This window comes from Rhizobium sp. AN68 (assembly GCF_030758035.1).
GTDB classification, from domain to species: domain Bacteria; phylum Pseudomonadota; class Alphaproteobacteria; order Rhizobiales; family Rhizobiaceae; genus Agrobacterium; species Agrobacterium tumefaciens.
In genome coordinates, this window is sequence record NZ_JARWMI010000003.1 from 1,266,110 (window position 1) to 1,291,059 (window position 24,950).

At 58.7% G+C, this 24,950-nt stretch carries 23 protein-coding genes and 1 pseudogene; 17 read left to right on the forward strand and 7 right to left on the reverse strand.

Annotated elements, in window-relative coordinates:
• Positions 1-42: 42 nt before the first annotated feature.
• Positions 43-2,478 carry a ComEC/Rec2 family competence protein gene (locus tag RBH71_RS19225; protein ID WP_035251723.1) on the forward strand — a complete coding sequence of 812 codons (2,436 nt, stop codon included), beginning with the start codon at positions 43-45 and terminating at the stop codon, positions 2,476-2,478.
• 16 nt (positions 2,479-2,494) lie between these two features.
• On the opposite strand, the gene RBH71_RS19230 is transcribed toward RBH71_RS19225, so the two are convergent.
• Positions 2,495-3,178, reverse strand: coding sequence for a glutathione S-transferase family protein (locus RBH71_RS19230; RefSeq protein WP_003512858.1), 684 nt, complete (start codon positions 3,176-3,178; stop codon positions 2,495-2,497).
• Between the two features lie 438 nt (positions 3,179-3,616).
• Positions 3,617-4,339, reverse strand: a complete 723-nt coding sequence (gene lexA, locus RBH71_RS19235) for a transcriptional repressor LexA (protein WP_003512859.1) — start codon at positions 4,337-4,339, stop codon at positions 3,617-3,619.
• A 211-nt stretch (positions 4,340-4,550) separates the two neighbouring features.
• Between lexA and RBH71_RS19240 the strand changes: the two genes are divergently transcribed.
• The 11 genes and pseudogenes from RBH71_RS19240 to lipA all read left to right on the forward strand — a co-directional run bounded on the left by RBH71_RS19240 (position 4,551) and on the right by lipA (position 15,942).
• Positions 4,551-5,432: a VOC family protein gene (locus tag RBH71_RS19240; protein ID WP_003512866.1), complete on the forward strand. Its 882-nt coding sequence runs from the start codon at positions 4,551-4,553 to the stop codon at positions 5,430-5,432.
• On the forward strand, positions 5,432-6,277 hold the full coding sequence (gene kdsA, locus RBH71_RS19245) for a 3-deoxy-8-phosphooctulonate synthase (RefSeq protein WP_003512868.1): 846 nt from the start codon (positions 5,432-5,434) through the stop codon (positions 6,275-6,277). The genes RBH71_RS19240 and kdsA overlap by 1 nt, the downstream gene beginning before the upstream one ends.
• Positions 6,278-6,424: 147 nt before the next feature.
• Positions 6,425-7,699 (forward strand): phosphopyruvate hydratase, encoded by a 1,275-nt coding sequence (gene eno, locus RBH71_RS19250; RefSeq protein ID WP_003512870.1) that lies wholly within the window; start codon positions 6,425-6,427, stop codon positions 7,697-7,699.
• 336 nt (positions 7,700-8,035) lie between these two features.
• Entirely contained in the window at positions 8,036-8,353 is a 318-nt protein-coding gene (locus tag RBH71_RS19255) for an FtsB family cell division protein (protein ID WP_003512872.1), read from the forward strand.
• Positions 8,354-8,506: 153 nt separating this feature from the next.
• Positions 8,507-9,550, forward strand: coding sequence for a pyruvate dehydrogenase (acetyl-transferring) E1 component subunit alpha (pdhA, locus tag RBH71_RS19260; RefSeq protein WP_003512874.1), 1,044 nt, complete (start codon positions 8,507-8,509; stop codon positions 9,548-9,550).
• A gap of 17 nt (positions 9,551-9,567) precedes the next feature.
• Complete coding sequence (locus RBH71_RS19265; protein WP_003512876.1) at positions 9,568-10,989, forward strand: pyruvate dehydrogenase complex E1 component subunit beta; 1,422 nt, start codon at positions 9,568-9,570, stop codon at positions 10,987-10,989.
• A 14-nt stretch (positions 10,990-11,003) separates the two neighbouring features.
• Positions 11,004-12,375: pseudogene (locus RBH71_RS19270) on the forward strand (pyruvate dehydrogenase complex dihydrolipoamide acetyltransferase).
• A gap of 12 nt (positions 12,376-12,387) precedes the next feature.
• A complete protein-coding gene (locus tag RBH71_RS19275; protein ID WP_003512881.1) occupies positions 12,388-13,032 on the forward strand; it encodes an SGNH/GDSL hydrolase family protein in 645 nt (214 codons plus the stop codon).
• A 58-nt stretch (positions 13,033-13,090) separates the two neighbouring features.
• A complete protein-coding gene (gene lpdA / locus RBH71_RS19280) occupies positions 13,091-14,536 on the forward strand; it encodes a dihydrolipoyl dehydrogenase (RefSeq protein WP_003512883.1) in 1,446 nt (481 codons plus the stop codon).
• Between the two features lie 81 nt (positions 14,537-14,617).
• Positions 14,618-14,866: a GlsB/YeaQ/YmgE family stress response membrane protein gene (locus RBH71_RS19285; protein ID WP_003512885.1), complete on the forward strand. Its 249-nt coding sequence runs from the start codon at positions 14,618-14,620 to the stop codon at positions 14,864-14,866.
• Positions 14,867-14,970: 104 nt separating this feature from the next.
• Positions 14,971-15,942, forward strand: coding sequence for a lipoyl synthase (gene lipA, locus RBH71_RS19290; protein ID WP_003512887.1), 972 nt, complete (start codon positions 14,971-14,973; stop codon positions 15,940-15,942).
• 78 nt (positions 15,943-16,020) lie between these two features.
• On the opposite strand, the gene RBH71_RS19295 is transcribed toward lipA, so the two are convergent.
• The 3 genes from RBH71_RS19295 to RBH71_RS19305 form a co-directional block, all read right to left on the reverse strand.
• Complete coding sequence (locus tag RBH71_RS19295) at positions 16,021-16,950, reverse strand: DMT family transporter (RefSeq protein WP_003512889.1); 930 nt, start codon at positions 16,948-16,950, stop codon at positions 16,021-16,023.
• A gap of 95 nt (positions 16,951-17,045) precedes the next feature.
• On the reverse strand, positions 17,046-17,780 hold the full coding sequence (locus RBH71_RS19300; RefSeq protein ID WP_003512891.1) for a helix-turn-helix transcriptional regulator: 735 nt from the start codon (positions 17,778-17,780) through the stop codon (positions 17,046-17,048).
• A 114-nt stretch (positions 17,781-17,894) separates the two neighbouring features.
• Complete coding sequence (locus RBH71_RS19305) at positions 17,895-18,071, reverse strand: hypothetical protein (RefSeq protein ID WP_003512893.1); 177 nt, start codon at positions 18,069-18,071, stop codon at positions 17,895-17,897.
• A 249-nt stretch (positions 18,072-18,320) separates the two neighbouring features.
• Between RBH71_RS19305 and RBH71_RS19310 the strand changes: the two genes are divergently transcribed.
• The gene (locus RBH71_RS19310) at positions 18,321-18,890 is read left to right on the forward strand and encodes a hypothetical protein (RefSeq protein ID WP_003512895.1); all 570 of its coding nucleotides are present in this window, start codon (positions 18,321-18,323) and stop codon (positions 18,888-18,890) included.
• A gap of 9 nt (positions 18,891-18,899) precedes the next feature.
• Positions 18,900-19,355: a type II toxin-antitoxin system RatA family toxin gene (locus tag RBH71_RS19315; protein WP_003512897.1), complete on the forward strand. Its 456-nt coding sequence runs from the start codon at positions 18,900-18,902 to the stop codon at positions 19,353-19,355.
• Here the strand turns inward: RBH71_RS19315 and RBH71_RS19320 are convergent.
• Positions 19,337-19,846, reverse strand: a complete 510-nt coding sequence (locus RBH71_RS19320; protein ID WP_003512899.1) for a CinA family protein — start codon at positions 19,844-19,846, stop codon at positions 19,337-19,339. The two genes, RBH71_RS19315 and RBH71_RS19320, sit on opposite strands and share 19 nt — an antisense overlap.
• Positions 19,843-21,030 carry a bifunctional 2-C-methyl-D-erythritol 4-phosphate cytidylyltransferase/2-C-methyl-D-erythritol 2,4-cyclodiphosphate synthase gene (locus RBH71_RS19325; RefSeq protein WP_003512901.1) on the reverse strand — a complete coding sequence of 396 codons (1,188 nt, stop codon included), beginning with the start codon at positions 21,028-21,030 and terminating at the stop codon, positions 19,843-19,845. The genes RBH71_RS19320 and RBH71_RS19325 overlap by 4 nt, the downstream gene beginning before the upstream one ends.
• Before the next feature lie 305 nt (positions 21,031-21,335).
• Here RBH71_RS19325 and dusB point away from each other — a divergent pair, with 305 nt between their 5' ends.
• Genes dusB through ntrC form a run of 3 tightly spaced genes read left to right on the forward strand, consistent with a single transcriptional unit; the run spans position 21,336 to position 24,915 of the window.
• The gene (gene dusB / locus RBH71_RS19330; RefSeq protein WP_371414565.1) at positions 21,336-22,322 is read left to right on the forward strand and encodes a tRNA dihydrouridine synthase DusB; all 987 of its coding nucleotides are present in this window, start codon (positions 21,336-21,338) and stop codon (positions 22,320-22,322) included.
• A complete protein-coding gene (locus tag RBH71_RS19335) occupies positions 22,319-23,467 on the forward strand; it encodes a two-component system sensor histidine kinase NtrB (protein ID WP_003512904.1) in 1,149 nt (382 codons plus the stop codon). Before dusB ends, RBH71_RS19335 begins: the two co-directional genes overlap by 4 nt.
• Entirely contained in the window at positions 23,464-24,915 is a 1,452-nt protein-coding gene (gene ntrC / locus RBH71_RS19340; protein ID WP_323687450.1) for a nitrogen regulation protein NR(I), read from the forward strand. The genes RBH71_RS19335 and ntrC overlap by 4 nt, the downstream gene beginning before the upstream one ends.
• The last annotated feature ends 35 nt before the right edge of the window (positions 24,916-24,950 follow it).

A 24,950-nucleotide genomic window follows, 5' to 3' on the forward strand; every position in this document is an offset into this window, starting at 1 on the left:
CTCGGTCAAGGGGAAAAACAGCATTTCGAATATGCTAAAACGATGCAGGGAGACTTGCCCGGCACACGGGAAATTCTGTTTCCTCTCCGCCGAAGCAGTGATGCGACAACATATGACACTCCCGCCATTATTCCCGAGATTAACCGCAACACTACCTTGGCCGAAAAAATCGCCACGTGCCTGGCCGAGGAGCGCGCATTCGGCCACGATTTTCTTTTCATTCCCGTTTCCATCGGCTGCGGCGCGGTATTTTGGTTTTCTCTAGATGCCACGCCTTCCCCGGTCATTTTGATTGCCACATTTCTTTTTGTCGCCGTTCTGGCGCTCTTTGTGAGATATAAAGCTGGCATTGCGGCGGCGGTTTGCGGCCCTTTCGCTTTTCTATTGCTCGGCATGCTTCTGGCCGATTTAGAAACCCGACGGGCAGGGACCGTGGTGCTGGATACCCCCGTCACCACCACCATCACCGGCACCGTGGCGCGCCGGGAGGTCGATGCACGCGGCTACTGGCGATATGTCGTCGATCTGACCGCAACAGCGGACCCGACATTGTCGCGTCCGCCGCAGAGGATATCGGTGCTTTCGCGTGGCGGAGGCGAGCCGATCGCACTCGGCGCAACCCTTCGCGGCAAGGTCCGCCTCTCGCCGCCATCCGGCCCGGCCTTGCCGGGACTGAACGACTTCGCCTTCACGTCCTATTTCAAAGGCATAGGCGCGACCGGTTTCTTTTATAAATCACCGGATGCGCTTGTATCACCCGTTGGTGACGCAAGGCCTGACAAGGGTTGGTTGGAATGGGCCGATATGCGGCTTTACGGCCTTCGCAGCGCAATTGCCGAACGCATCCGCACCACCATCGGCGGTGATGCCGGAGCCTTCGCCGCCTCCATCATCACCGATGAGAGACAGGCTATATCGGCGGAGACGATGGAGGCGTTGCGGCTCTCCGGCCTTGCCCATATCGTTGCCATATCCGGGCTCAACATGGCACTGGCCTCCGGCATATTCTTTGTTGGCTTGAGACTGGCTTTCAGCCTGTTTCCCGCCTTTGCGCAGCGCTGGCCGGTCAAGAAGATCGCGGCTTTCGCGGCACTGCTGATGACGCTCGCCTATTATCTGATTTCCGGTTTCGCCGTTTCCGCCGAGCGCGCCTGGCTGATGATGTCTGTGATGCTGATTGCGGTCCTTTTCGATCAGCCATCACTCAGCCTCAGAAACGTTGCCATTTCCGCCCTGATCATTCTGGCTTTCTCGCCCTCGGAAATCATGGGTCCCAGTTTTCAGATGTCATTTGCGGCCACCATAGCGCTTGTTTCCGCCTATGCCTTCTGGAGCCGTTGGCGCACGGACCGCGAACGGCTGTTCATCGGGCGCAAGCCCGCATGGCTGAAGGTGGCGGAAATGATGGGCGCGGTCATTGGCGGCGTTATCACGACGTCGTTGATCGGGGGCCTTTCGACGGCGATCTATTCGGCCGAACATTTTCACCGTGTCACCACCTATGGACTGTTCGCCAATCTGGCTGCAATGCCGCTCATGTCACTGATCGTCATGCCATTCGCTCTTATCGCCATGCTGCTGCTGCCCTTCGGGCTCGATGCGCCGTTCCTGAAGATCATGGGTTATGGCATGGCACTCGTCATCGAGGTTGCAAACGAGGTGGCCTCCTGGGGCGGCAGCGCAGCGACGGGGCGTCCGCATGGATGGTTTATCGGTTTGGCTTCGGTGGGTTTCCTGCTGCTGACATTGCTGCGAAGCAAGCTTGCGCTTCTTGGCATCCCGTTTCTGCTCTTCGCCTTCGGCGTGTCGGCAGTTACGGCCTATCGTGATCTGCCGGATCTATTGATTCACGAGGACGGCGACTTGGTAGCACTCCTGGAGGACGGCAAGGTCTCAACCACAAAAGCCCGTCCGCAGGGCTTCGTTTACGGACAGTGGCAAAGGGCGCTGCTGCTGCCGGAAAAAACCGTGCCGCCAGATTTTATAAATGGTGAGAGCATGGCAAATAATGCTGGTTCTGACTCGAGATCGAAACTGTCGCCGGAAGACATGGCTGTGGTGGTACGCGAGATGACGGCGGCGCTCAAAGGCGCCAAAGCTGGCGTCTTCACCTGCAGGAAAGACATATGGTGCGTAGCGAGCGCCGCAAGCGGAGAGTGGGTCGTCGTTCTGAAAGATGGCCGCTTCGCCGGAAAAGCCTGCGATATTGCCGATATCGTCGTTGTTTCCCGCAGAACCTCTTTTTCGCAGTGCCGCTCGGGAGCACTCCTGCTCAGCCGTGACATCTTGCGGCGTCTCGGTTCTGTGGAAATAGATTTTGCTGACAAGAGGGAGGAGGGTGTGGTGAGCGGGCTGCGCGCCGCAATCGCCGGAACGGACAGGCCCTGGAGCCAGCACCGTTATTACGACTGGAAAAGCGGACGTTTCGACCGTGATCTGCCGCAGCCCATCATCCGGCTGCTGGCGGCGTCGCAATGACTGCCGCCAGCATGGATCATCGGGCCTTGGCGCGCAAATCTTCAGTCAATTCGCCGATCCCGCCAACTTCCTCTTCATGACCAGCGTCGCGCCAGCTCTCCTTCAAACCGGCCTCGTACCATTCTTGCATGGCAGGCAGGGCGAGCAGCAGGTCGCAATAGGCTTTCGCTGCTGGCGAAAGATCCGCGCTGCCATAGGTCTGGAAACGGAATGCAACCGGGCAGAAGAAAGCATCGACCGCCGTGAACTTTTGACCGGCAAGATATGGCCCGCCGAATTTTGTAAGACCCTCGCTCCACAACGCATCGATCCGCTTTATATCGGCCTTAAGTCCGGCATCGCCGCCCCTGGGTTTGACCCGAATGCCCACCGACATGGGATAGAGATTGCGCAGCGAGGAAAAGCCGGCATGCATCTCACTTGCGGCCGAACGCGACCAGGCCCTCGCATGCTTGTCGCTTGCCCAGACACCCTGGTGTCTTTCGGCAAGATATTCGACGATCGAAAGCGTTTCCCAAACCGTCATACCCTCGTCGACCAGGCAGGGCACCTTGCCCGTCGGCGAAAAGGAGGAGAAGGATACGCCTTCGCCGAACGGAATGAGCTTTTCATCAAAGGCGATACCGAGCGTGCGCATCAATACCCACGGCCGCAGCGACCATGAAGAATAGTTCTTGTTGGCTATATAAAGATCGTACATGGCGTATCTCCCGGATATGACGCGTATTTCTACACCTGCCAAGCGTTCACGGAATATCGAAAATTATCCATGGCTCCCATAAACGCCGTTGATGAATGGTGATGTGGGGCCGCTGAGAGCGCGCCTTCGATAAGTCACCCTTTGGTGACGACTAAAACTGACTGCGCAACACGACAGAACAACGTCGCTAAAAAACAGCGGATGGGATCGCTTCGACAATTACAGCGAGCAGCCCATTCGCCACCACGCCTGTAGCGAAACCGAAGCATCTTTATGGAGCAGGAACTCAGTTTAGAAAGGGCAACGCGCATAGGCTGGATGGCGCATATCCTCGTGCACCCGCAAAAGCCCGCCACGTTTGGAAAAAGCCAAACCCAATATAGGCGCCATCTTCACGATGACGCCTATTATAAAGTGAATACGTTCGGTTCGATAAGATCAATGGTAGCGGCGGATCAGCCCCACCAGCTTGCCCTGAATTTTAACCCGGTCGGGCCCGAAGATACGGGTCTCATAGGCTGGGTTTGCCGCCTCGAGCGCAATGGAGGCACCCTTGCGGCGGAAGCGCTTCAGCGTGGCTTCCTCGTCATCCACCAGAGCCACAACGATATCCCCGGGATTGGCGGTGTTGCCGTTGCGGATGATGACTGTGTCGCCGTCGAAAATGCCGGCCTCGATCATCGAATCACCCTTGACCTCAAGAGCGTAATGTTCGCCCGTGCCAAGCATGTCTACTGGCACGGCCACATCATGGGTGTTGTTCTGGATGGCGGAAATCGGTACGCCCGCAGCGATGCGGCCCATGACCGGCACGGTGACAGCGCCGCCCAGATCATTGGCCGGCGTCTTGGGGGCAGGGGCCGGTTCCGGCGTTTTGGGCTTGCCAAGGCTGCCTTCGATAACGCTTGGCGAAAAGCCGCGCTGCGGCCTTGCACCCGGCGTATAAGCCTCGGGCAGCTTGATGACTTCCAGCGCCCGAGCTCTATTCGGTAGCCGACGAATGAATCCTCGCTCTTCGAGAGCGGTTATCAGGCGGTGGATGCCGGATTTCGAAGCAAGATCGAGTGCGTCCTTCATTTCATCGAAGGAGGGCGGCACGCCGGACTCTTTCATTCGTTCATGAATGAAGAGAAGCAATTCCTGCTGTTTGCGCGTGAGCATGAGGAAAACACCCTTTAGAATCGTAGTGGAAGTCGCGAAACAAATACAGAACGAACACTATATGTTCCATATGTGTTCTGCAATCCCCTAAAATTTCGTGAAGGTGCCATCTGTTGCTGTGATGATTTGCCTCATAGCACGCAATTGTGCTTTTGTGCGGTCGAAACCGTCCCGGCATGCTCCGGGCGGAAGGCCAGCAGGATACATTTTCATGACGAAACCCTATAGCGTTGACCATCTCGTTTTGCCCGTGGAAGTCATAGGCGTCGCCGTGAAGCGCCTCGTCAGTCTTGGCTTTACGGTTGCGCCGGAGGCTCTGCATCCTTTCGGCACCCAAAATGCCTGCGTATTTTTCGCCGATGGCACCTATCTGGAGCCGCTCGCAATTACTGATCCGGCTAAATATAATGCGTCAATAGAGAGGGGTGATGTTTTCACTGGCAGGGATGTGGCCTTCCGGCAACGGGACGGGCAGGAGGGTTTTTCGGCTCTTGTCGCCAGGACTGAAGACGCCTTGGTTGACCATGAGCGGTTTCGGGCAGCCGGCCTTTCGGCGGGCGATGTTTTCGAGTTTTCGCGGCCTGTTCGGATGCCGGATGGCTCGCAAGGCGAGGCGGCGTTCCGGCTTGCTTTTGCTGCAAGCGGGGCGGCCGCGGATTTCTTTTTGTTCAGTTGTCAACGGGTTCAAGCCCTTCCGGGCGATCGCACCATGCTGGAGCGCCACGCCAATGGTGTCACCGGCCTCAGTGAAATCGTCCTGTTTACCGGCGGCGATATGAAGGTGGCGGGCCTGATCGAGACGGTGTTTGGCTGTGAAGGCAAATGGTCTCCGGGCGGTGATATGGTTTTCGCGACCGGCAATGCCAGCATCAGATTGACCGGAAAACCGGCTTTCAGCGGGCAGGCCCTGAATGCTCAGGATGGCAACGAAGGCGGATTGCGCGGCGCGGGCATTGTCTTTTCGTCACACGATCTTGCCGTGACAGAGGCGGTGCTTGCTGCTAATGGCGTGTCCTGCGCAAAAGCGGACGGCCGTCTGGTGGTGCCCGCAGCACCCGGTCAGGGTGTTGCCTTCGCCTTCGAGGAAAAATGATGAGCGTTACGAACAATCTTAAAGTCACCGCCGGCGATGGCGCCAGCAAGGTTTCCTTCTCGAATACCGAGCGGTTTTCGCTGATTGCCGGCCCCTGCCAGATGGAAAGCCGCGAACATGCCTTCATGATCGCTGGCGTCCTGAAGGAGCTTTGCGACAAGCTGGGAATAGGGCTTGTCTACAAGTCCTCTTTCGACAAGGCGAACCGCACTTCGCTTTCCGGAAAACGCGGCATCGGCCTGGATAACGCGATGCAGGTTTTTGCCGATCTCAAAAAGGAATTCGGTTTTCCTGTTCTGACCGACATCCACACGGAAGAGCAATGCGCCATCGTTTCCGAGGTGGTGGACGTGCTGCAGATTCCGGCGTTCCTCAGCCGCCAGACCGATCTTCTCGTTGCTGCCGCCAAAACCGGCCGCATCATCAACGTCAAGAAAGGCCAGTTTCTGGCGCCCTGGGACATGAAGAACGTGCTCGCCAAGCTCAATGAGAGCGGCAATCCGAATGTGATGTTGTGCGAGCGCGGCGCGTCCTTCGGTTACAACACGCTGGTTTCCGACATGCGCTCTTTGCCGATCATGGCAGCGCTCGGCGCACCTGTCGTGTTCGATGCCACCCATTCGGTGCAGCAACCGGGCGGGCAGGGCGGCTCCACAGGTGGCCAGCGCGAATTCGTCGAGACGTTGGCGCGTGCGGCCGTTGCGGTTGGCGTGGCCGGCCTCTTCATCGAGACGCATGAGGATCCGGACAATGCGCCGTCAGACGGCCCTAACATGGTCCACTTGAAGGACATGCCGAAACTGCTCGAAAAGCTTCTGGCTTTCGACGCGATTACGAAAGCCTGATCGGCTGACCGTGACGGCGGGCACTTTTGTGCCAATCGATTTTAATGGCGGGCGGGCCGTTTCCGCTGCCCACCGTCATTGTAATTTCTTCGCCATCGTCTAAGACAGGCGACGGAAAATATCTGTTCCATTCCCAAGGGAGAGACCATGACTGCCATTACCGATATCATCGCGCGCGAAATTCTCGACAGCCGCGGCAATCCGACCGTTGAAGTCGACGTTTATCTCGAAGACGGCTCCATGGGCCGTGCCGCCGTTCCCTCCGGCGCCTCCACCGGCGCGCACGAGGCGGTTGAGCTGCGCGATGGCGGCAAGCGTTATCTCGGCAAGGGCGTGGAAAAGGCGGTCGAAGCCGTCAATACGGAAATCTTCGACGCGATTGGCGGTTTCGACGCTGAAAACCAGATCCAGATCGACCAGATGATGATCGCGCTCGACGGCACGCCGAACAAGTCGCGCATCGGCGCCAACGCCATCCTCGGCGTGTCGCTCGCCGTTGCGAAGGCTGCCGCTGAAGCCTCCGGCCTGCCGCTTTACCGTTATGTCGGCGGCCCGAACGCGCATCTTCTGCCGGTTCCGATGATGAACATCATCAACGGCGGCGCGCATGCCGATAACCCCATCGACTTCCAGGAATTCATGATCCTGCCGGTCGGCGCAGAAAATATTCGCGAAGCCGTGCGCATGGGCTCCGAAGTCTTCCATACGCTGAAAAAAGAACTGTCCGCACAGGGCCACAACACCAATGTCGGCGATGAGGGCGGTTTTGCACCGGGTCTCGAAAGCGCGCCGGCAGCACTCGATTTCATCATGAAGTCGATCGAAAAGGCTGGCTACCGTCCAGGCGACGACATGTTCATCGGTCTCGACTGTGCGGCGACCGAATTCTTCAAGAACGGCAATTACGTTTATGAAGGCGAAGGCAAGACCCGTTCGCCGATCGAGCAGGCCGAATACCTGGCCGAGCTCGTGGCGAAATATCCGATCATCTCCGTCGAAGACGGCATGGCTGAAGACGACTGGGATGGCTGGAAGGCGCTGACCGATCTCATTGGCAACAAGTGCCAGCTGGTGGGCGACGATCTTTTCGTCACCAACTCCGCCCGCCTTCGCGACGGTATCAAGATGGGTGTCGCCAACTCCATCCTCGTCAAGGTCAACCAGATCGGTTCGCTTTCCGAGACGCTGGACGCAGTCGAAACCGCGCACAAGGCAGGTTATACCGCCGTCATGTCGCACCGTTCGGGCGAAACGGAAGATTCCACCATCGCCGATCTCGCGGTCGCAACCAACTGCGGTCAGATCAAGACCGGCTCGCTTGCCCGTTCCGACCGGCTCGCAAAGTACAACCAGCTTATCCGCATTGAAGAAATGCTGGGCCCGCAGGCTGCTTACGCCGGCCGTTCGATCCTGCGCGGATAATCCGCGTTCGGGTTTCGCGATATGGCCCGCCGCCTGGCGGGCCAGTCTCAGGGATGGGCGGTTTATCCGCACTGCTCACTCCCGAGTTGATCCGGGGTTCAGTCAGCCCAGGTCCCTGGGTTGAAAAGACTCTTTTCACGGCGAAGACGCGCTGTGGCTTGATGCCGGATCACGCTCGGCATAACGAACTCTCTCTGATATCTTCGTCATTATTAGCCCGCCTCTGGCGGGCTTTTTTGCGTCTATCAGCCGCGCGGAATTTAAGGTCAACGGATAGTTAAACAATCCGCATTAGTCTCGAGACTCACATTATGCGTTTTAAGGCTTCTCTCCGGCATGTGGACCAGACATCATAAAAAGAGACGATTCGGCCGTTTGATCGTTCCGGCCATTACGATCGCTTTTCTTTCCTATTTCGGGTATCATTCCATCCACGGCGACTTCGGCCTTCAGGCGACGGAGCGGCTGGAGCGACAGCGTATTGCCAGAACGGCAGAGCTTGCCAAGCTGACGCAGGCGCGCGTTGCGCTGGAGCGGCAGGTCGAATTATTGAGCGACGGTTCTCTCGAACGTGACATGATTGACGAGATTTCCCGTTATCAGTTGAATATGTCCCGTACGGACGAAATTGTCATCATGAATACCTACTTCTAATTAACCGAAATCAAGTTAATTAATGATTTGTGATTTATTCACAGCACTTTAGCATGAATATGTGCCATGCGTTTAAAGCATTGCTGCATGGCATTTTCTTGCATATGGTACGCGCCAATCTATCCATTCAAACGACAACTCAGGGAGGGATGAATGGCGCCGCGAAAAACCGCGTCCGTATCCGGCCGAAAGACAACGGCAAAGGCTGCAGGCGAATTCACCGGTAAGAACAGCCCGGACTTTTCGAAGGAAGAAGAGCTTCACGCCTATCGTGAGATGCTTCTCATCCGTCGCTTCGAGGAAAAGGCCGGTCAGCTTTACGGCATGGGCTTCATCGGTGGTTTCTGTCACCTCTACATCGGTCAGGAAGCCGTTGTTGTCGGCATGCAGATGTCTCAGAAGGAAGGCGATCAGGTCATCACCGCTTACCGTGACCACGGCCATATGTTGGCTCTGGGCATGAGCGCGCGTGGCGTCATGGCCGAATTGACCGGTCGCAAGGGCGGCCTGTCGAAGGGCAAGGGCGGCTCGATGCACATGTTCTCCAAGGAGAAACATTTCTACGGCGGCCACGGCATCGTCGGTGCGCAGGTTTCGCTCGGAACCGGTCTTGCCTTCGCCAATAAATATCGCGGCAACGACAATGTCTCCGTGACCTATTTCGGTGACGGCGCCGCCAACCAGGGTCAGGTCTACGAGAGCTTCAACATGGCCGCTCTCTGGAAACTGCCGATCATCTATATCGTTGAAAACAACCGTTACGCCATGGGCACCTCGACCGCCCGCGCCACCGCACAGTCGAACTATTCGCTGCGCGGCCAGTCCTTCGGCATTCCCGGCATCCAGGTGGATGGCATGGATGTGCGCGCCGTAAAGGCAGCCGCCGATCAGGCGCTGGAACATTGCCGCTCCGGCAAGGGTCCGATCATTCTGGAAATGCTGACCTACCGTTACCGTGGTCACTCCATGTCCGACCCGGCGAAATACCGTTCGAAAGACGAAGTGCAGAAGATGCGCTCCGAACATGACCCGATCGAGCAGGTCAAGGCACGGCTTCTGGAGCAGGGCTGGGCAAGCGAAGACGAGTTGAAGGCCATCGACAAGGATGTCCGTGATATCGTCGCCGATAGCGCAGACTTCGCCCAGAACGACCCAGAGCCGGATGTATCCGAGCTCTACACCGACATTCTGCTCTGATCGGGAAAGGGAAACCCATGCCAGTAGAAATTCTTATGCCCGCCCTTTCCCCGACCATGGAGGAAGGCACGCTTTCCAAATGGCTTAAAAAGGAAGGCGACAAGGTCACTTCCGGCGACGTGATTGCCGAGATCGAGACCGACAAGGCGACCATGGAAGTGGAAGCTGTGGATGAAGGTGTTATCGGCAAGCTGCTGATCGACGCCGGCACCGAAGGCGTCAAGGTCAACACGCCGATCGCCGTTCTTATCCAGGAAGGCGAAAGCGCTGCCGACATCTCTTCTTCCGCCAAGAAGGAAGAGCCGAAGGCTGAAGCTGCAAATTCCGATTCGGATGCCGCAGGCGGCAAGACCCGCGAAGCATCCGAGGAGCCGAGCGCTGCCAAGGAAGCCGCAAAGGTTCCGGCAGCACCTAAGATCGAAGTCGCTGCCGATCCGGATATTCCTGAAGGCACCGAAATGGTGATGACGACGGTGCGTGAAGCGCTGCGCGACGCCATGGCCGAAGAAATGCGCGCCGACGAAAAAGTCTTCGTCATGGGTGAGGAAGTCGCCGAATATCAGGGCGCTTACAAGATTACCCAAGGCTTGTTGCAGGAATTCGGCGAGCGCCGCGTCATCGACACCCCGATCACCGAGCACGGTTTTGCCGGTATCGGCGTCGGTGCGGCAATGACGGGCCTGCGGCCAATCGTCGAATTCATGACCTTCAACTTCGCCATGCAGGCGATCGACCAGATCGTCAACTCGGCTGCGAAGACGCTTTACATGTCGGGCGGCCAGATGGGTGCGCCGATGGTGTTCCGTGGCCCCTCGGGTGCTGCTGCCCGCGTTGGTGCTCAGCACTCGCAATGTTACGCCGCATGGTACAGCCATATTCCGGGCCTCAAGGTCGTCATGCCCTACACGGCAGCGGACGCCAAGGGTCTCCTGAAGGCAGCCATCCGCGATCCGAATCCGGTCATCTTCCTTGAGAACGAAATTCTCTACGGCCAGAGCTTCGAAGTGCCGAAGCTGGACGATTTCGTGCTGCCTATCGGCAAGGCGCGCATTCACCGCAAGGGCAAGGATGCGACGATCGTTTCCTTCGGCATCGGCATGACCTACGCAATCAAGGCGGTTGCGGAACTCGAAAAGCTCGGCATCGACGTCGAACTGATCGACCTTCGCACCATCCGTCCGATGGATCTGCCCACCGTCATCGAATCGGTCAAGAAGACCGGTCGTCTGGTCACCGTCGAGGAAGGCTTCCCGCAGTCATCGGTTGGTGACTTCATCGCCAACCAGGTCATGCGTGCCGCTTTCGACTATCTCGATGCGCCGATCCTGACGATTGCCGGCAAAGACGTTCCGATGCCTTACGCGGCAAACCTCGAAAAGCTGGCTTTGCCGAACGTCGATGAAGTCGTTCAGGCTGTCAAAACCGTCTGCTACAAGTAAGGGGAGGCGTTTCGATGCCGATAAACATCACCATGCCTGCCCTTTCTCCCACCATGGAAGAGGGCAATCTGGCCAAGTGGCTGGTCAAGGAAGGCGACAAGGTCGCACCCGGTGACGTGATCGCCGAGATCGAGACCGACAAGGCAACTATGGAAGTGGAAGCCGTCGATGAGGGCACGGTCGCCAAGCTCGTGGTTCCCGCAGGCACGGAAGCGGTCAAGGTCAACGCCCTGATCGCTATCCTCGCCGCCGATGGCGAGGATGTGGCTGAGGCAGCAAAGGGTGGCAATGCTGCTCCTGCCGCGTCCCAGGCCAAAGCCGAGGCTCCGAAGCAGGAAGCTGCAAAGGCCGAAGCGCCAAAGGAAGAAGCTGTCCCGGCCAAGGCTGAAAAGCCAGCTGCCGACCAGGCCTCCGCACCTTCCACCCCGGCCCCGGTTGCAAAATCCGGCGAGCGCATCTTCGCTTCGCCGCTTGCCCGTCGTCTCGCCAAGGAAGCCGGTCTCGACCTCACGGCCGTGTCCGGTTCCGGTCCGCATGGCCGTATCGTCAAGACAGACGTAGAAAAGGCCGCCGCTTCCGGTGGTGCGAAAGCTGCTCCTGCTGCCGCAGCATCCGCAGGCGCACCGGCTGCCGCACTTGCCAAGGGCCCGTCCGAAGAAGCTGTTCTCAAGCTGTTCGAACCCGGTTCTTACGAACTGGTGCCGCATGACGGCATGCGCAAGGTCATCGCCAAGCGTCTGGTCGAGATCCAAGCAGACCGTTCCGCATTTCTACGTTTCCGTGGATTGCGAACTGGATACGCTTCTGGCGCTGCGCGCCCAGCTCAACGCCGCCGCTCCCGAAAAGGACGGCAAGCCCGCCTACAAGCTTTCGGTCAACGACATGGTCATCAAGGCGCTGGCTCTCGCGCTGCGCGATGTGCCTGATGCCAACGTCTCCTGGACGGAAAGCAACATGGTCAAGCACAAGCATTCGGATGTCGGCGTTGCCGTTTCCATTCCGGGTGGCCTGATCACGCCTATCATCCGCAAGGCGGAAGAGAAGTCGCTCTCCACCATCTCCAACGAGATGAAGGACTACGGCAAGCGTGCCAAGGAGCGCAAGCTGAAGCCCGAGGAGTATCAGGGCGGCACGACGGCCGTGTCCAACATGGGCATGATGGGCGTCAAGAGCTTCTCCGCCGTCATCAACCCGCCGCATGCCACCATTCTGGCAGTCGGCGCGGGCGAACAGCGTGCTGTCGTGAAGAACGGCGAGATCAAGATCGCCAATGTCATGACGGTTACGCTCTCTACCGACCACCGTTGCGTCGATGGCGCGCTCGGAGCCGAGCTGATCAGCGCCTTCAAGCGCTATATCGAAAACCCGATGGGCATGCTGGTTTGATCGGAGAGTGAGATGGTGAAGTCGGTCCTCTGCTTTGGCGATTCCCTGACATGGGGATCAGATGCGGAAACGGGTGGCCGGCACAGCCATGACGATCTTTGGCCGAGCGTCTTGCAAAAGGCGCTCGGGCCTGATGTGAAGGTGATTCACGAAGGGCTGGGTGGACGAACCACCGCCTATGATGATCATACCGCTGATTGCGATCGCAACGGCGCAAGGCTCTTGCCGACGCTTCTGCACAGCCACGCGCCGCTTGATCTGGTCATCATCATGCTCGGCACCAACGACTTGAAACCGTCGATTCATGGCTCGGCGATCGTCGCGATGAAGGGTGTGGAGCGGCTGGTCAAACTGGTGCGCAACCATGTCTGGCAGGTGCCGGACTGGGAAGCGCCGGATGTTCTGATCGTCGCGCCGCCGCAACTGTGCGAAACGGCCAACCCCGTGATGGGCGCTATCTTTCGCGATGCGATCGATGAATCGGCGATGCTCGCCCCGGTCTACCGGGATTTGGCCGACGATCTCGATTGCGGATTTTTCGATGCGGGATCAGTTGCCCGCACGACGCCCGTAGACGGCGTTCATCTCGATGCTGAAAACACGCGGGCTATCGGGCGCGGGCTGGAGCCCGTCGTTCGCATGATGCTCGGACTTTGACAACAATTCTCGTTTCGGAACGGCATGCCGTGACCCGATAGGACAAGGCAGGATACCTATGGCTCAATCTTATGACGTCATCATCATCGGTTCGGGACCGGGCGGTTATATTGCCGCGATTCGCGCAGCCCAGCTCGGCATGAAGGTTGCCGTGGTCGAGCGCGAGCACCTTGCAGGCATCTGCTCCAACTGGGGCTGCATTCCCACCAAGGCGCTGCTGCGTACTGCCGATGTCTTGCATACGGCTCAGCACGCCAAGGATTACGGCCTGACGCTCGAAGGCTCGATCAAGCCTGATGTCAAGGCGATCGTTGATCGTTCGCGCGGCATCGCGCACCGCATGAACAACGGCGTCGGCTTCCTGTTCAAGAAGAACAAGGTCGATATCATCTGGGGCGAGGCCAAGATCACCAAGCCCGGTGAAATCGTAGTTTCCAAGACCCAGAAGAAGCCCGTCGAACCGATGGGCCCGGTTCCGAAGAACACGCTGGGCGAGGGCACCTATACCGCCAAGCACATCATCGTCGCCACAGGCGCCCGCCCGCGCGCGCTTCCAGGCATCGAACCGGATGGCAAGCTGATCTGGACCTATTTCGAGGCAATGAAGCCGGAAGAACTGCCGAAGTCGCTGCTCGTCATGGGTTCCGGCGCCATCGGCATCGAATTCGCCAGCTTCTACCGCACCATGGGTGTCGACGTTACCGTCGTTGAAATCATGAGCCAGGTGATGCCGGTCGAAGATGCGGAGATATCTGCCTCCGCCAAGAAGCAGCTGGAGAAGCAGGGCATCAAGTTCCATCTGGAAACCAAGGTTGCCAAGGTCGAGAAGGCTGCTAATTCGGTTACTGCGACGCTCGAGAAGAAGGACGGTTCGTCCGAGAAGATCACCGCTGACCGGATGATTTCGGCTGTCGGCGTCGTCGCCAACATCGAAGGCATCGGCCTTGAGGCCGTCGGCGTGAAGACCGATCGCGGCTTCATCGTCATCGACGGTTACGGCAAGACCAACGTGCCTGGCGTCTACGCCATCGGCGATGTCGCCGGCCCGCCGCTGCTCGCCCACAAGGCCGAGCATGAGGCCGTGATCTGCGTTGAAAAGATCGCCGGTCTGCCGAATGTTCACCCGATGGACAAGCTCAAGATCCCCGGCTGCACCTATTGCAACCCACAGGTCGCCTCTGTTGGTCTCACCGAAGCCAAGGCGAAGGAACTGGGCCGCGATATTCGCGTCGGCCGCTTCTCCTTTGCGGCCAACGGCAAGGCCGTGGCACTCGGTGAAGATCAGGGCATGGTCAAGACCATCTTCGACAAGAAGACAGGCGAGTTGATCGGCGCGCACATGGTTGGTGCGGAAGTCACCGAACTCATTCAGGGCTTCGTGGTCGCCATGAACCTCGAGACCACCGAAGAGGAACTGATGCACACGATCTTCCCGCATCCGACCATTTCCGAGTCGATGAAGGAAAGCGTGCTCGACGCCTACGGACGTGTGCTGAACGCATGAGTGCCCCGTGATGCCCGGCATTGTCTAACCGTGCCGGGTGTCCCATATGTCTCAACGCTGGTTCTATAAGGGAGCGCGGGAATGGAAAATATCGGCTGGATTGCGGCAATCATCATCGGCGGTCTTGCCGGCTGGCTCGCCGGCAAACTCATGGATATGCGTTTCGGCATCTTCATGAATATCGTTCTCGGCATCGTCGGTTCGGTGGTTGCCGTTGCGGTGCTGAGAACCTTCGACGTTTTCGTGCAGGACAGCAGGCTCGGTTATTTCGTAACGTCCTTCATCGGCGCCAGCCTGTTGTTGTTCATGGCTAAGCTGGTACGGCGCTGACTAGGCTTCGTGCCCGGAAGGGGCTTACGCTTTTTCTGGAATTGTTCTAAAGCATCGCGTCAATAAATGTGATGATCGCGGCAAGCGATAGAAACAGGTTTCTTATGGTCACTATTCTCGACAGGACTTCGTCCGAAGAAAAGCGTATCCGCCACCCGGAGAAGGCCCATCGGCCCGATACCGAAGTCATGCGCAAGCCGGAATGGATCCGCGTCAAGGCGCCGACATCCAAGGGCTACCACGAAACGCGCGAACTGGTGCGCAGTCACAAGCTGGTGACGGTGTGCGAGGAAGCCGGCTGTCCAAATATCGGCGAATGCTGGGACAAGAAACACGCGACCTTCATGATCATGGGTGAGATCTGCACCCGCGCCTGCGCCTTCTGCAACGTCGCGACCGGCAAGCCCAATGCGCTTGACATGGACGAGCCGGAAAACGTCGCCAAGGCCGTCAAGCAGATGGGCCTCAGCCACGTCGTCATTACCTCGGTCGACCGCGACGATCTTGCCGATGGCGGCGCGGAGCACTTCGAAAAGGTGATCTGGGCGATCCGCGCTGCGTCTCCCAACACCACCATCGAAATTCTGACCCCGGACTTCCTGAAAAAGCCCGGCGCGCTGGAGCGTGTCGTCGCGGCGAAGCCCGATGTTTTCAACCACAATATGGAAACCGTTCCCGGCAATTACCTCACGGTTCGCCCCGGTGCGCGTTATTTCCATTCCGTGCGCCTGTTGCAGCGCGTCAAGGAACTGGACCCCACCATGTTCACCAAATCAGGCATCATGGTCGGCCTTGGCGAAGAGCGCAACGAAGTGCTGCAGCTGATGGACGATCTGCGCAGTGCTGACGTAGACTTCCTTACGATTGGCCAGTATCTGCAGCCGACACGCAAGCACCACAAGGTTGAGGCGTATGTCACGCCGGAGGAATTCAAGTCCTATGAGACGGTCGCCTATACCAAGGGCTTCCTGATGGTCTCCTCCAGCCCGCTGACGCGTTCTTCCCACCATGCGGGCGACGATTTTGCACGCCTGCGCGCAGCCCGCGAGAAGAAGCTTCTGGCCGCTGCGGAGTAAGTGGGCGGGGCGGGCAATTTCTCTCACGCGTCATCCTTGGGCTTGTCCCGAGGATGACGTTGCTGCTTTCACCTGAAGTCATGCCACAACCTTCTCCGGCCGATGCGCGCGCATGCACAGGATGACGCTCAGCACGACTGAGCAAATCGCCAGGACTTCCACGATTGTTGGCCCACGACCTTCCCAGAGGAAACCATAGAGCAAGGCAAAGAGCGTCTCGAACAGGATCATCTGTCCAACCATGGTGAGCGGCAGCAGGCGGCTCATGCGGTTCCAGAGAGCATTTCCGAGAATGGATGCGGTGAAACCGAGACCGGCGGCGATGGCCGCAAAATGCAGCCAGTCCTCGGAGCTATGGCTTTCCCCGCCGAAAGCAAAGGCCGGTATGGCGAGCGCCAGCGCCAGCCCTCCGGTCACCACACCCGTCATCATGTTCCAGTCGTCGGCGCTGACATCGTGAAGGCGTGACAGCCAGCGGGCATTGCCAACCGCAAAGGCCGTCCATGAGGCGAGCGCGCCAAGCGCACAGGCCAGCCCGATCAGGCGGGATACATCCAGCCCCGCATCGCTTTCCGTCAGCGACTGCCAGGATATGCCGATAATGCCGATTGCGCCAAAGGCGAGCGACGGCCACAGACGCTTGAGCGATACCGCGCCATGATCGCGCGTGCCGATGATGGTGACGGCAACCGGCAGGAATCCGATGATGATGGACGTGAAGGCAACGCCGCTCAGTTTCACCGCCGTTGATATGAAGACATAATAGGCGATGTTGCCGATCATGCTCAGCCAGCCGAGCGCGATCCATTCGCGCGCGCCGAAATGGGCCGATACCCGTTTCAGGCGCGGTCCGATGATGATGAGCGAAATCAGCCCGTATGTCAGGTAACGGGCCGTTGACAGTTGCAGGGCGGAAAAATCCGGTACGAGTTTCGGGGCGAGAAAGATCGCACCCCAGAGAGCGCCCGCCATCATGCCGTAGATAACACCGAGGCTTGTCTTGTTCATGTCATGTCACATCCGCATTCACGATTGCCCGCGATGTGCCACAGCCACGTACGGCTGTCTTGACAAAAACTCCTGAGAGAAGAGGTGCTGTGCTTTCAGTGAATTCCGAAGGCCCGGCGATAAGCGGCAGGCGTTTTGCCCATCGCGTTGCGCATGGCGCGCGTCAGTGCCGTCTGGTCGGAGAAGCCGGCCCGCAAGGCAATTTCCGCAATCGGCAATGTGGAGTGGCGCAGCAATGCGCAGACCTTGTCCATGCGCAGCTCTGCAAGCCAGCGGTGAGGAGGGAGGCTAAACTCTTCCAGAAACAGCGCATGCAGGCGGCTATCGCTGATCGCGGCGCAGGATGCGAGCGTCTCGATGGTCCAGGGGAAAAATGGCTCCGCTCTGACGATCTCGCCCAGCGCATGCAGGCGGTGGCGGATATCGGTCTTTTCAGTCGCAAGGCTGTCGATCAGGAGCGGTGCCCAGAGGTTGGCAATATCCTCACGCGGCCCATCCGATCCGATGACGCCGCGCATGTAAGCGATCAGCTGCCGTGTATCCCGTGCGATATCGAGAAACGGCTTGTGGACAAATCTCTCCAGCACCCGTTCGGGAACAGCAGTTTCGTCGATATCGACCACCAGCGACCGGTTGATCGTCGTCGCTTCCTGTGTGTGCGATGTGTTGGGATGAATGAAGACCGCGCGCCCGGTGGACAATTCGTCCTGTAGCCCTGCTACATCGATCCGCAGACATCCCGAGACCGGAAGAACGATCTGCACGAAGCCGTGCCGTTCCTTCGGTCTTTCCTGCGTATAGGTTCTGATATCGGCGGATGCGGCGATCATGAGATTGTCATTTCCATCGTGCAAAGAAACGGCCGCCTCGAAAAGCGGCCGGTTTCAGTCCTGATTATGACATCGTCTTGAAGATTGGGCCAGCCGGCTTTATCGAGCCGGCGTCTAACATTCTTCCTTGGCGGTCGATTCGCCGCGTTTGCGCTTGCGCAAAACCGGCTTGTTCTCTCTCGCCTCGCATTTCGCAACGTCGATGAGATAGGCAAGCATCGGCATTTCGTTCATCGATGCAAGTTGCTTGGCGGATTCGAGAAGGTTGATGATGTTGGAAAAATCGTCCATCGGCTCACTCAGTGGCTCAAAGCGGGTTATGTGGGTGTGAACCCAGGGATGAATAAGCGCGGTGAAAATGGGAGGTTCCAGCGCCGTTGCATCCCATGGGTGTAATATTAGTCGCAAATAAATAGCAATCCCTGCGAGGGGGGTTGCAATAGTTAAATTTCCGTAACATCGGACGCCGCGGCCATGCCGCCGCAGAGTAATAGCCGCGCTATTTAAAAATGGCATGGTGGCGAAGACGAGGTTTATTCGATGCCGAACTATCTTGAAAACGTGGAGGACGCGGCTGCGATTATCGCATCTGCGCAGCGTATTTCGGTCGTTGGTTGCTCCGGAGGCGGAAAATCGACGCTTTCCCGGAAGCTCGTAAGACGCTTTAGATTTGAATACATTTCCATGGATCGCGATATTTTCTGGTTGCCCGGCTGGCAGGCACGCCCGCGCCAAGAACAGCGGCAGAGGATCGCCGCCATCGTCACCAAAGACCGGTGGCTGATGGACGGCAGCAATCCATCGTCTTTCGACATGCGTCTGCCGAGATCCGACATCGTCCTTTGGGTGCGCATGCCGCGCTGGCTTTGCCTTTGGGGCGCCATCACTCGGATTGCCAAGGGGTATGGCAAGGCGCGTCCTGAAATGGCTGAAGGGTGCCCCGAAAGACTGGATCTCGATTTCCTGCGCTATATCTGGAATTTCGAACGCCGCCACGCCCCGATCTTCGAGCAGAATTTCGCGCTTTATGGTCCCAACGTGCCGGTATTCCAGCTTAAAAGCCGAAAACAGCTTCGCCGCCTTCTTGATCTTCTTGTTATCGAGGATTAACTCCCGCTCATGCCACAGTTCGAAACGCATCGCCTTGTAAAACACTCGCCCGACCGCATGTACGACCTCGTCGCCGATGTGGAGAAGTATCCGCAGTTTCTGCCGCTTTGCGAAGCGCTGGTCATCCGCTCGCGCAAGGAGCGGGACGGCAAGACTCTGCTGGTGGCTGATATGACGGTGGGCTACAAGGCCATTCGCGAGACCTTCACCACGCAGGTGCTGCTGAACCCGGCAGAGCGCGCTATCGACGTGAAATATATCGACGGCCCGTTCAAATATCTCGACAATCGCTGGCGTTTTGAAGCCTCCGCAGAGGGCGGCTCGGCCATTCATTTTTTCATCGAGTATGAATTCAAGAACCGGCTGCTCGGTGCGGTCATGGGATCGATGTTCGACAGGGCCTTCCGCATGTTCGCCGAAGCCTTCGAGACCCGCGCCGATAAAATCTACGCGGACCCAGCCTGATTGAGGGTAATCAGCATCTCGAGCGCCGTTCTGATGGTTGCAAGACGGATTTCCGTGCGCCCGATCTCTCCGTAGTGCATTTCATGGTGCAGGATTTTACCGCTGCGCGCCCTGGCGGCCAGATGTACCAACCCCACCGGTTTTTCAGCCGAACCTCCGCCCGGACCGGCAATGCCGGTCACGGCTACGGCAAAATCCGCCCGGGAACGAAATAGCGCGCCATGCGCCATTTGCAGCGCGGTCTGTCGGGATACGGCGCCGAAATTCGCCAGCGTCTCAGTTCCAACCCCAAGCATGTCCATCTTGGCCTGGTTCGTGTAGGTGACAAAGCCGCGATCGACGACGGCAGAAGAGCCGGCGATTTCCGTCAGCGAACCAGCAATCAGGCCGCCCGTACAGCTTTCCGCCGTCGAGACCATGAAGCCGCCGGCGGTAAAGTCAGAAATGATCCGCCGCGCCAGTTCTTGTATATCCGCAGGAAACAGGCTCATAGCGGTCTGCCCTTGTAGACCACAGTGGCAGTGGCAATCGCAGCAATACCTTCCCGGCGGCCGACGAAGCCGATCGTCTCGTTGGTGGTCGCCTTGACCGAGCAGCGCTCCAGCGCGATGCCGAGAATGTCGGAAAGCGCCTCACGCATGGCCTGCCGATGCGGTCCGATGCGCGGCGCTTCGGCAATCAGCGAGACATCGGCATTCATGATCGTGCCGCCATTGCCGCGTACTACCTTGGCCGCGTGTTCGAGGAAGATGCGCGAAGCGGCACCCTTCCATTGCGGATCGGAAGGCGGGAAGTGATCGCCTATGTCGCCAGCGCCGCAGGTGGCGAGCAGGGCATCCGTCAGCGCATGCAGCGCCACATCGGCATCCGAATGGCCTTTGAGTTTCTGGTCGTGTTCGATGAAGACGCCGCACAGCGTCACACCGTCTCCTGCTTCCAGCTGGTGCACGTCATAACCATTGCCGGTGCGCACGTCAGGCAGTCCGTAGGAGAGCTTTTCATCGGCCATGGCGATATCCCGCTTGAGAGTGAGTTTCACATTGTCGACCGAGCCTTCGGCCAGCGTCACAGGCAGACTTGCCCATTCGGCGATCGAGGCGTCATCGGTAAAGTCGGTTTTCCCGGATGTGGCAGCAGCGCGATGCGCGGCGAGGATTTCGCCATAGCCGAAGCTTTGCGGTGTCTGCGCCGCATAAAGACCCTGCCTTGAAACCGTTTCCGCGACGGAATCGCCTGCGCCACGCTTCAGCGTATCAGTGACGGGCAGGGCAGGCAGAACGCCGACAGCGCCCGCCTTGTGCAGCGCCACGATGCGTTCCAGCATGTCCACGGCGATGAAAGGCCGCACGGCATCGTGGATCATCACATGTGTAAGGTCTTGCGCGGCCAGCGCTTCCAGACCAGCGAGCACCGATTGCTGCCGGGTTGCGCCGCCCGTGACGGTGACAATCCGCTCTCCGGCATTCAGCCGTTCAAGGATTGGTGACAGGAGTGCCGCATCGTCGGCATGGATAACGACCACGATAGGGGATGTGTCTGCCCAGGCAAGAAAGGTCGACAATGTATGCTCGATCACGGCCTTGCCACCGATCGGGCGATATTGTTTCGGCCCTTCCTCGGGGGAGCCGGCTCTTTCTCCGCGTCCTGCGGCGACAACGACGATGCCGAGTTTCATAGTACTTTCCTGCATTGGTCTTATGCTTTATGCGCAACCCTTAATGGTTGACAGTCCTGCTCTAGCGTTTCAAAACCCGAATGGCCAGCCCGATAAGCCGCCCACCCGCACCCACATGCCGCAGGATCGGTCATCCCGTTTGTTCAAACCTGCACAAATTGCCGCCGCCAGCAAAACAGGCAGGCAGGCCACGCGCAAATAAAAGGTGCAACCCTGTAAAAGTGCTTGGCAACTGCGCAAACACTGTCTAAAAATAATGCATATAACTCTTCTGCACGAAAGATCATCACTTGCCCCTTCCGGAGTTGTCAGTCCCGTTCAGCATCGGCTCAGTCGCGATCCGTAATCGCGCGGTGCTGGCGCCTATGTCGGGCGTGACCGATTTGCCTTTCCGTCAGCTCGCCTGGCGTTACGGCGCGGGCCTTGTGGTGACTGAAATGGTCGCAAGCCGGGAACTTGTCGCCAATCGTGGGGAATCCTGGGCGCGGCTGAAAAATGCCGGGATGGTTCCGCATATGGTGCAGCTCGCCGGGCGCGAAGCGCATTTTATGGCGGAAGCGGCAAAAATTGCCGCTGACAATGGCGCTGGTATCATCGACATCAATATGGGTTGTCCGGCCAAGAAGGTGACGGGCGGGTACTCCGGTTCAGCCTTGATGCGGGATCCTGACCATGCGCTGTCGTTGATCGAGGCGACCGTCGGCGCGGTCGATGTGCCCGTGACGCTTAAGATGCGGCTCGGCTGGGATGAAAACACCATCAATGCACCTGAAATTGCGCGCCGCGCTCAAGCCGCTGGCATCCAGCTCATCACCATTCACGGCCGCACCCGTATGCAGTTTTACGAAGGTCGGGCGAACTGGGATGCCATTCGCGCCGTGCGCGAGGTGATTTCCGTGCCGCTGATCGCCAATGGCGATGTCGAGACCGCCGAAGATGCGCGTGAAATCCTCAGCCGTTCCGGCGCGGATGCCGTTATGGTCGGTCGCGGTGCACAGGGTCAACCCTGGCTGCCGGCGGTACTGGCCGGACATGCAGCGCCGCAACGCGCCGATATTGCCGATATCGCCGTCGAACATTACGACATGATGCTCGAATTTTATGGAAGGGAAGCCGGTCTTCGGCATGCCCGCAAACATCTGGGCTGGTATCTCGACCGTTTCGCGACGGAGATCGCCACCACCGACAAGGCTAAAATCATGACATCGCGTGATACGGGGGAAGTGGCTGATCTGCTGCGCTCCGCCCTTTGCGACAATGCGGGCGAAGAAGCCGCAAGGAAGGCCGCATGAGCGCTGATAAACACAGCCCGGCAGATGCGAACCCGCTCGCCATGGCGGTTCTGAACGCGGTGCAGAATCCCGTTATTCTGGTGGATGCCGAAGGTTTTATCGCTTTTGCCAATTGGGAAGCAGAAGCTTTTTTCGGGGCCAGCGCCTCCCATCTCGCCCGCTACCGCGTCTCCACCTTCATTCCTTTCGGCAGTCCGCTGCTTGCGCTGATCGATCAGGTGCGGGAACGTCGCGCGCCGGTAAATGAATATCGGGTCGATCTGAGCTCCCCCCGGCTTGGACAGGACAAGCTCGTTGATCTCTATGTCGCGCCTGTTGTCAGCGAGCCGGGGTCTGTTGTCGTCGTCTTTCAGGAACGGTCGATGGCTGACAAGATCGACCGGCAATTGACCCATCGGGCTGCTGCACGCTCTGTCACCGGCCTTGCCTCGATGCTGGCGCATGAGATCAAGAACCCGCTTTCGGGCATTCGTGGTGCCGCGCAGCTTCTCGAGACATCGGTTGCCGATGAGGACCGTGCGCTGACGCGGCTGATCTGCGACGAGACCGATCGTATCGTCTCGCTGGTCGACCGCATGGAAGTATTTTCCGACGAGCGTCCGGTGGACCGCGTGCCGGTCAACATCCATTCGGTGCTCGACCACGTGAAGGCCATAGCCAAGGCTGGCTTTGCCCGCAACATCAAGATTTCCGAGAATTATGATCCATCGCTGCCGGCGGTCTATGCCAATCGCGACCAGCTGGTGCAGGTCTTTCTCAATCTGGTGAAAAATGCGGCGGAAGCCGTCGGGAATCAGTCGGAGGGCGAGATCGTGCTGACGACGGCATATCGTCCCGGCATGCGCATGTCCGTGGCCGGCAGCCGCGAACGCATCTCGCTGCCGCTTGAATTTTGCGTGCATGACAATGGGCCGGGAGTGCCGGCCGATCTCCTGCCGCATCTCTTCGACCCCTTCATTACCACCAAGACGAATGGTTCGGGCCTGGGTCTGGCGCTTGTCGCCAAACTGATCGGCGCCCATGGCGGCATTGTCGAATGCGACAGCCAGAACCATCGCACGACTTTCCGCGTATTGATGCCCGTCTCGCCTGAAGTGGCGCTGGACGACCGCATCTTGCCGAACTCGACAGGAAATGACAGATGACAGCTACTATCCTCGTCGCCGATGATGATGCCGCGATCCGCACCGTGCTTAATCAGGCGCTCAGCCGTGCCGGTTACGATGTGCGCATCACGTCCAATGCCGCAACGCTCTGGCGCTGGGTTTCTGCCGGCGAGGGCGATCTGGTCGTTACCGATGTCGTGATGCCCGATGAAAACGCCTTCGATCTGCTTCCGCGCATCAAGAAGGCCCGCCCCGACCTGCCGGTTCTGGTGATGAGTGCCCAAAACACTTTCATGACCGCGATCAAGGCCTCGGAAAAGGGCGCTTACGATTACCTGCCCAAGCCCTTCGACCTGACGGAGCTGATTGCCATCATCGGCCGCGCCCTGTCGGAGCCGAAGCGCAAGCCCGCCAAACTGGACGACGATATGCAGGACGGCATGCCGCTCGTCGGCCGCTCGGCCGCCATGCAGGAAATCTACCGGGTTCTCGCCCGCCTGATGCAGACCGACCTGACGCTGATGATTACCGGCGAATCCGGCACCGGCAAGGAACTGGTGGCGCGCGCGCTGCATGATTACGGCAAGCGCCGCAACGGCCCCTTCGTCGCCATCAACATGGCGGCAATCCCGCGTGATCTGATCGAATCCGAACTGTTCGGCCATGAGAAGGGCGCCTTCACCGGCGCGCAGAACCGCTCGACCGGCCGTTTCGAACAGGCCGAGGGCGGCACGCTGTTTCTCGACGAAATCGGCGATATGCCAATGGACGCCCAGACGCGGCTGCTGCGCGTATTGCAGCAGGGCGAATATACGACGGTGGGCGGACGCACGCCGATCAGGACCGATGTTCGCATCGTCGCCGCCACCAACAAGGACCTGAAGCAGTCGATCAACCAGGGCCTTTTCCGCGAAGACCTCTATTACCGCCTGAACGTCGTGCCGCTGCGGCTACCGCCGCTACGCGACCGCGCTGAGGATATTCCCGATCTGGTGCGCCATTTCATCCAGACGGGTGAGAAGGAGGGGCTGGAAGGAAAGCGCTTCGAGACCGAGGCGCTGGAAGTCATGAAGGCCTATGCTTGGCCCGGCAACGTGCGCGAACTCGAAAACCTGATCCGTCGCCTGATGGCGCTTTATCCGCAGGAAGTCATCACCCGCGAGATCATCGAGCAGGAATTGCAGTCGGATGTTCCAGACAGCCCGCTCGACAAGATGGCGGTCCGCACCGGCTCGTTGACCATTTCGCAGGCGGTCGAGGAAAACATGCGGGATTATTTCGCAAGTTTCGGCGAAGACCTGCCGCCGCCGGGTCTCTACGACCGTGTTCTGCGCGAACTGGAATATCCGCTCATTCTCGCCGCCCTGACGGCGACGCGCGGTAACCAGATCAAGGCTGCCGATCTTCTTGGCCTCAACCGCAATACGCTGCGCAAGAAGATTCGCGAGCTTGGCGTTTCCGTGTATCGCAGCTCCCGGCCCAGCTGAGAATGTTGACAAGGCCGCGGTTGTCGTTGCATTTT

Bases quoted from the DNA above. Each gene is read 5' to 3' on its own strand.
- RBH71_RS19225 (WP_035251723.1), top strand. From the start codon at position 43: ATGCAGGGAGACTTGCCCGGCACACGGGAAATTCTGTTTCCTCTCCGC.
- RBH71_RS19230 (WP_003512858.1), bottom strand. From the start codon at position 3,178: ATGTACGATCTTTATATAGCCAACAAGAACTATTCTTCATGGTCGCTG.
- lexA (WP_003512859.1), bottom strand. From the start codon at position 4,339: ATGCTCACGCGCAAACAGCAGGAATTGCTTCTCTTCATTCATGAACGA.
- RBH71_RS19240 (WP_003512866.1), top strand. From the start codon at position 4,551: ATGACGAAACCCTATAGCGTTGACCATCTCGTTTTGCCCGTGGAAGTC.
- kdsA (WP_003512868.1), top strand. From the start codon at position 5,432: ATGAGCGTTACGAACAATCTTAAAGTCACCGCCGGCGATGGCGCCAGC.
- eno (WP_003512870.1), top strand. From the start codon at position 6,425: ATGACTGCCATTACCGATATCATCGCGCGCGAAATTCTCGACAGCCGC.
- RBH71_RS19255 (WP_003512872.1), top strand. From the start codon at position 8,036: ATGTGGACCAGACATCATAAAAAGAGACGATTCGGCCGTTTGATCGTT.
- pdhA (WP_003512874.1), top strand. From the start codon at position 8,507: ATGGCGCCGCGAAAAACCGCGTCCGTATCCGGCCGAAAGACAACGGCA.
- RBH71_RS19265 (WP_003512876.1), top strand. From the start codon at position 9,568: ATGCCAGTAGAAATTCTTATGCCCGCCCTTTCCCCGACCATGGAGGAA.
- RBH71_RS19275 (WP_003512881.1), top strand. From the start codon at position 12,388: ATGGTGAAGTCGGTCCTCTGCTTTGGCGATTCCCTGACATGGGGATCA.
- lpdA (WP_003512883.1), top strand. From the start codon at position 13,091: ATGGCTCAATCTTATGACGTCATCATCATCGGTTCGGGACCGGGCGGT.
- RBH71_RS19285 (WP_003512885.1), top strand. From the start codon at position 14,618: ATGGAAAATATCGGCTGGATTGCGGCAATCATCATCGGCGGTCTTGCC.
- lipA (WP_003512887.1), top strand. From the start codon at position 14,971: ATGGTCACTATTCTCGACAGGACTTCGTCCGAAGAAAAGCGTATCCGC.
- RBH71_RS19295 (WP_003512889.1), bottom strand. From the start codon at position 16,950: ATGAACAAGACAAGCCTCGGTGTTATCTACGGCATGATGGCGGGCGCT.
- RBH71_RS19300 (WP_003512891.1), bottom strand. From the start codon at position 17,780: ATGATCGCCGCATCCGCCGATATCAGAACCTATACGCAGGAAAGACCG.
- RBH71_RS19305 (WP_003512893.1), bottom strand. From the start codon at position 18,071: ATGGACGATTTTTCCAACATCATCAACCTTCTCGAATCCGCCAAGCAA.
- RBH71_RS19310 (WP_003512895.1), top strand. From the start codon at position 18,321: ATGCCGAACTATCTTGAAAACGTGGAGGACGCGGCTGCGATTATCGCA.
- RBH71_RS19315 (WP_003512897.1), top strand. From the start codon at position 18,900: ATGCCACAGTTCGAAACGCATCGCCTTGTAAAACACTCGCCCGACCGC.
- RBH71_RS19320 (WP_003512899.1), bottom strand. From the start codon at position 19,846: ATGAGCCTGTTTCCTGCGGATATACAAGAACTGGCGCGGCGGATCATT.
- RBH71_RS19325 (WP_003512901.1), bottom strand. From the start codon at position 21,030: ATGAAACTCGGCATCGTCGTTGTCGCCGCAGGACGCGGAGAAAGAGCC.
- RBH71_RS19335 (WP_003512904.1), top strand. From the start codon at position 22,319: ATGAGCGCTGATAAACACAGCCCGGCAGATGCGAACCCGCTCGCCATG.
- ntrC (WP_323687450.1), top strand. From the start codon at position 23,464: ATGACAGCTACTATCCTCGTCGCCGATGATGATGCCGCGATCCGCACC.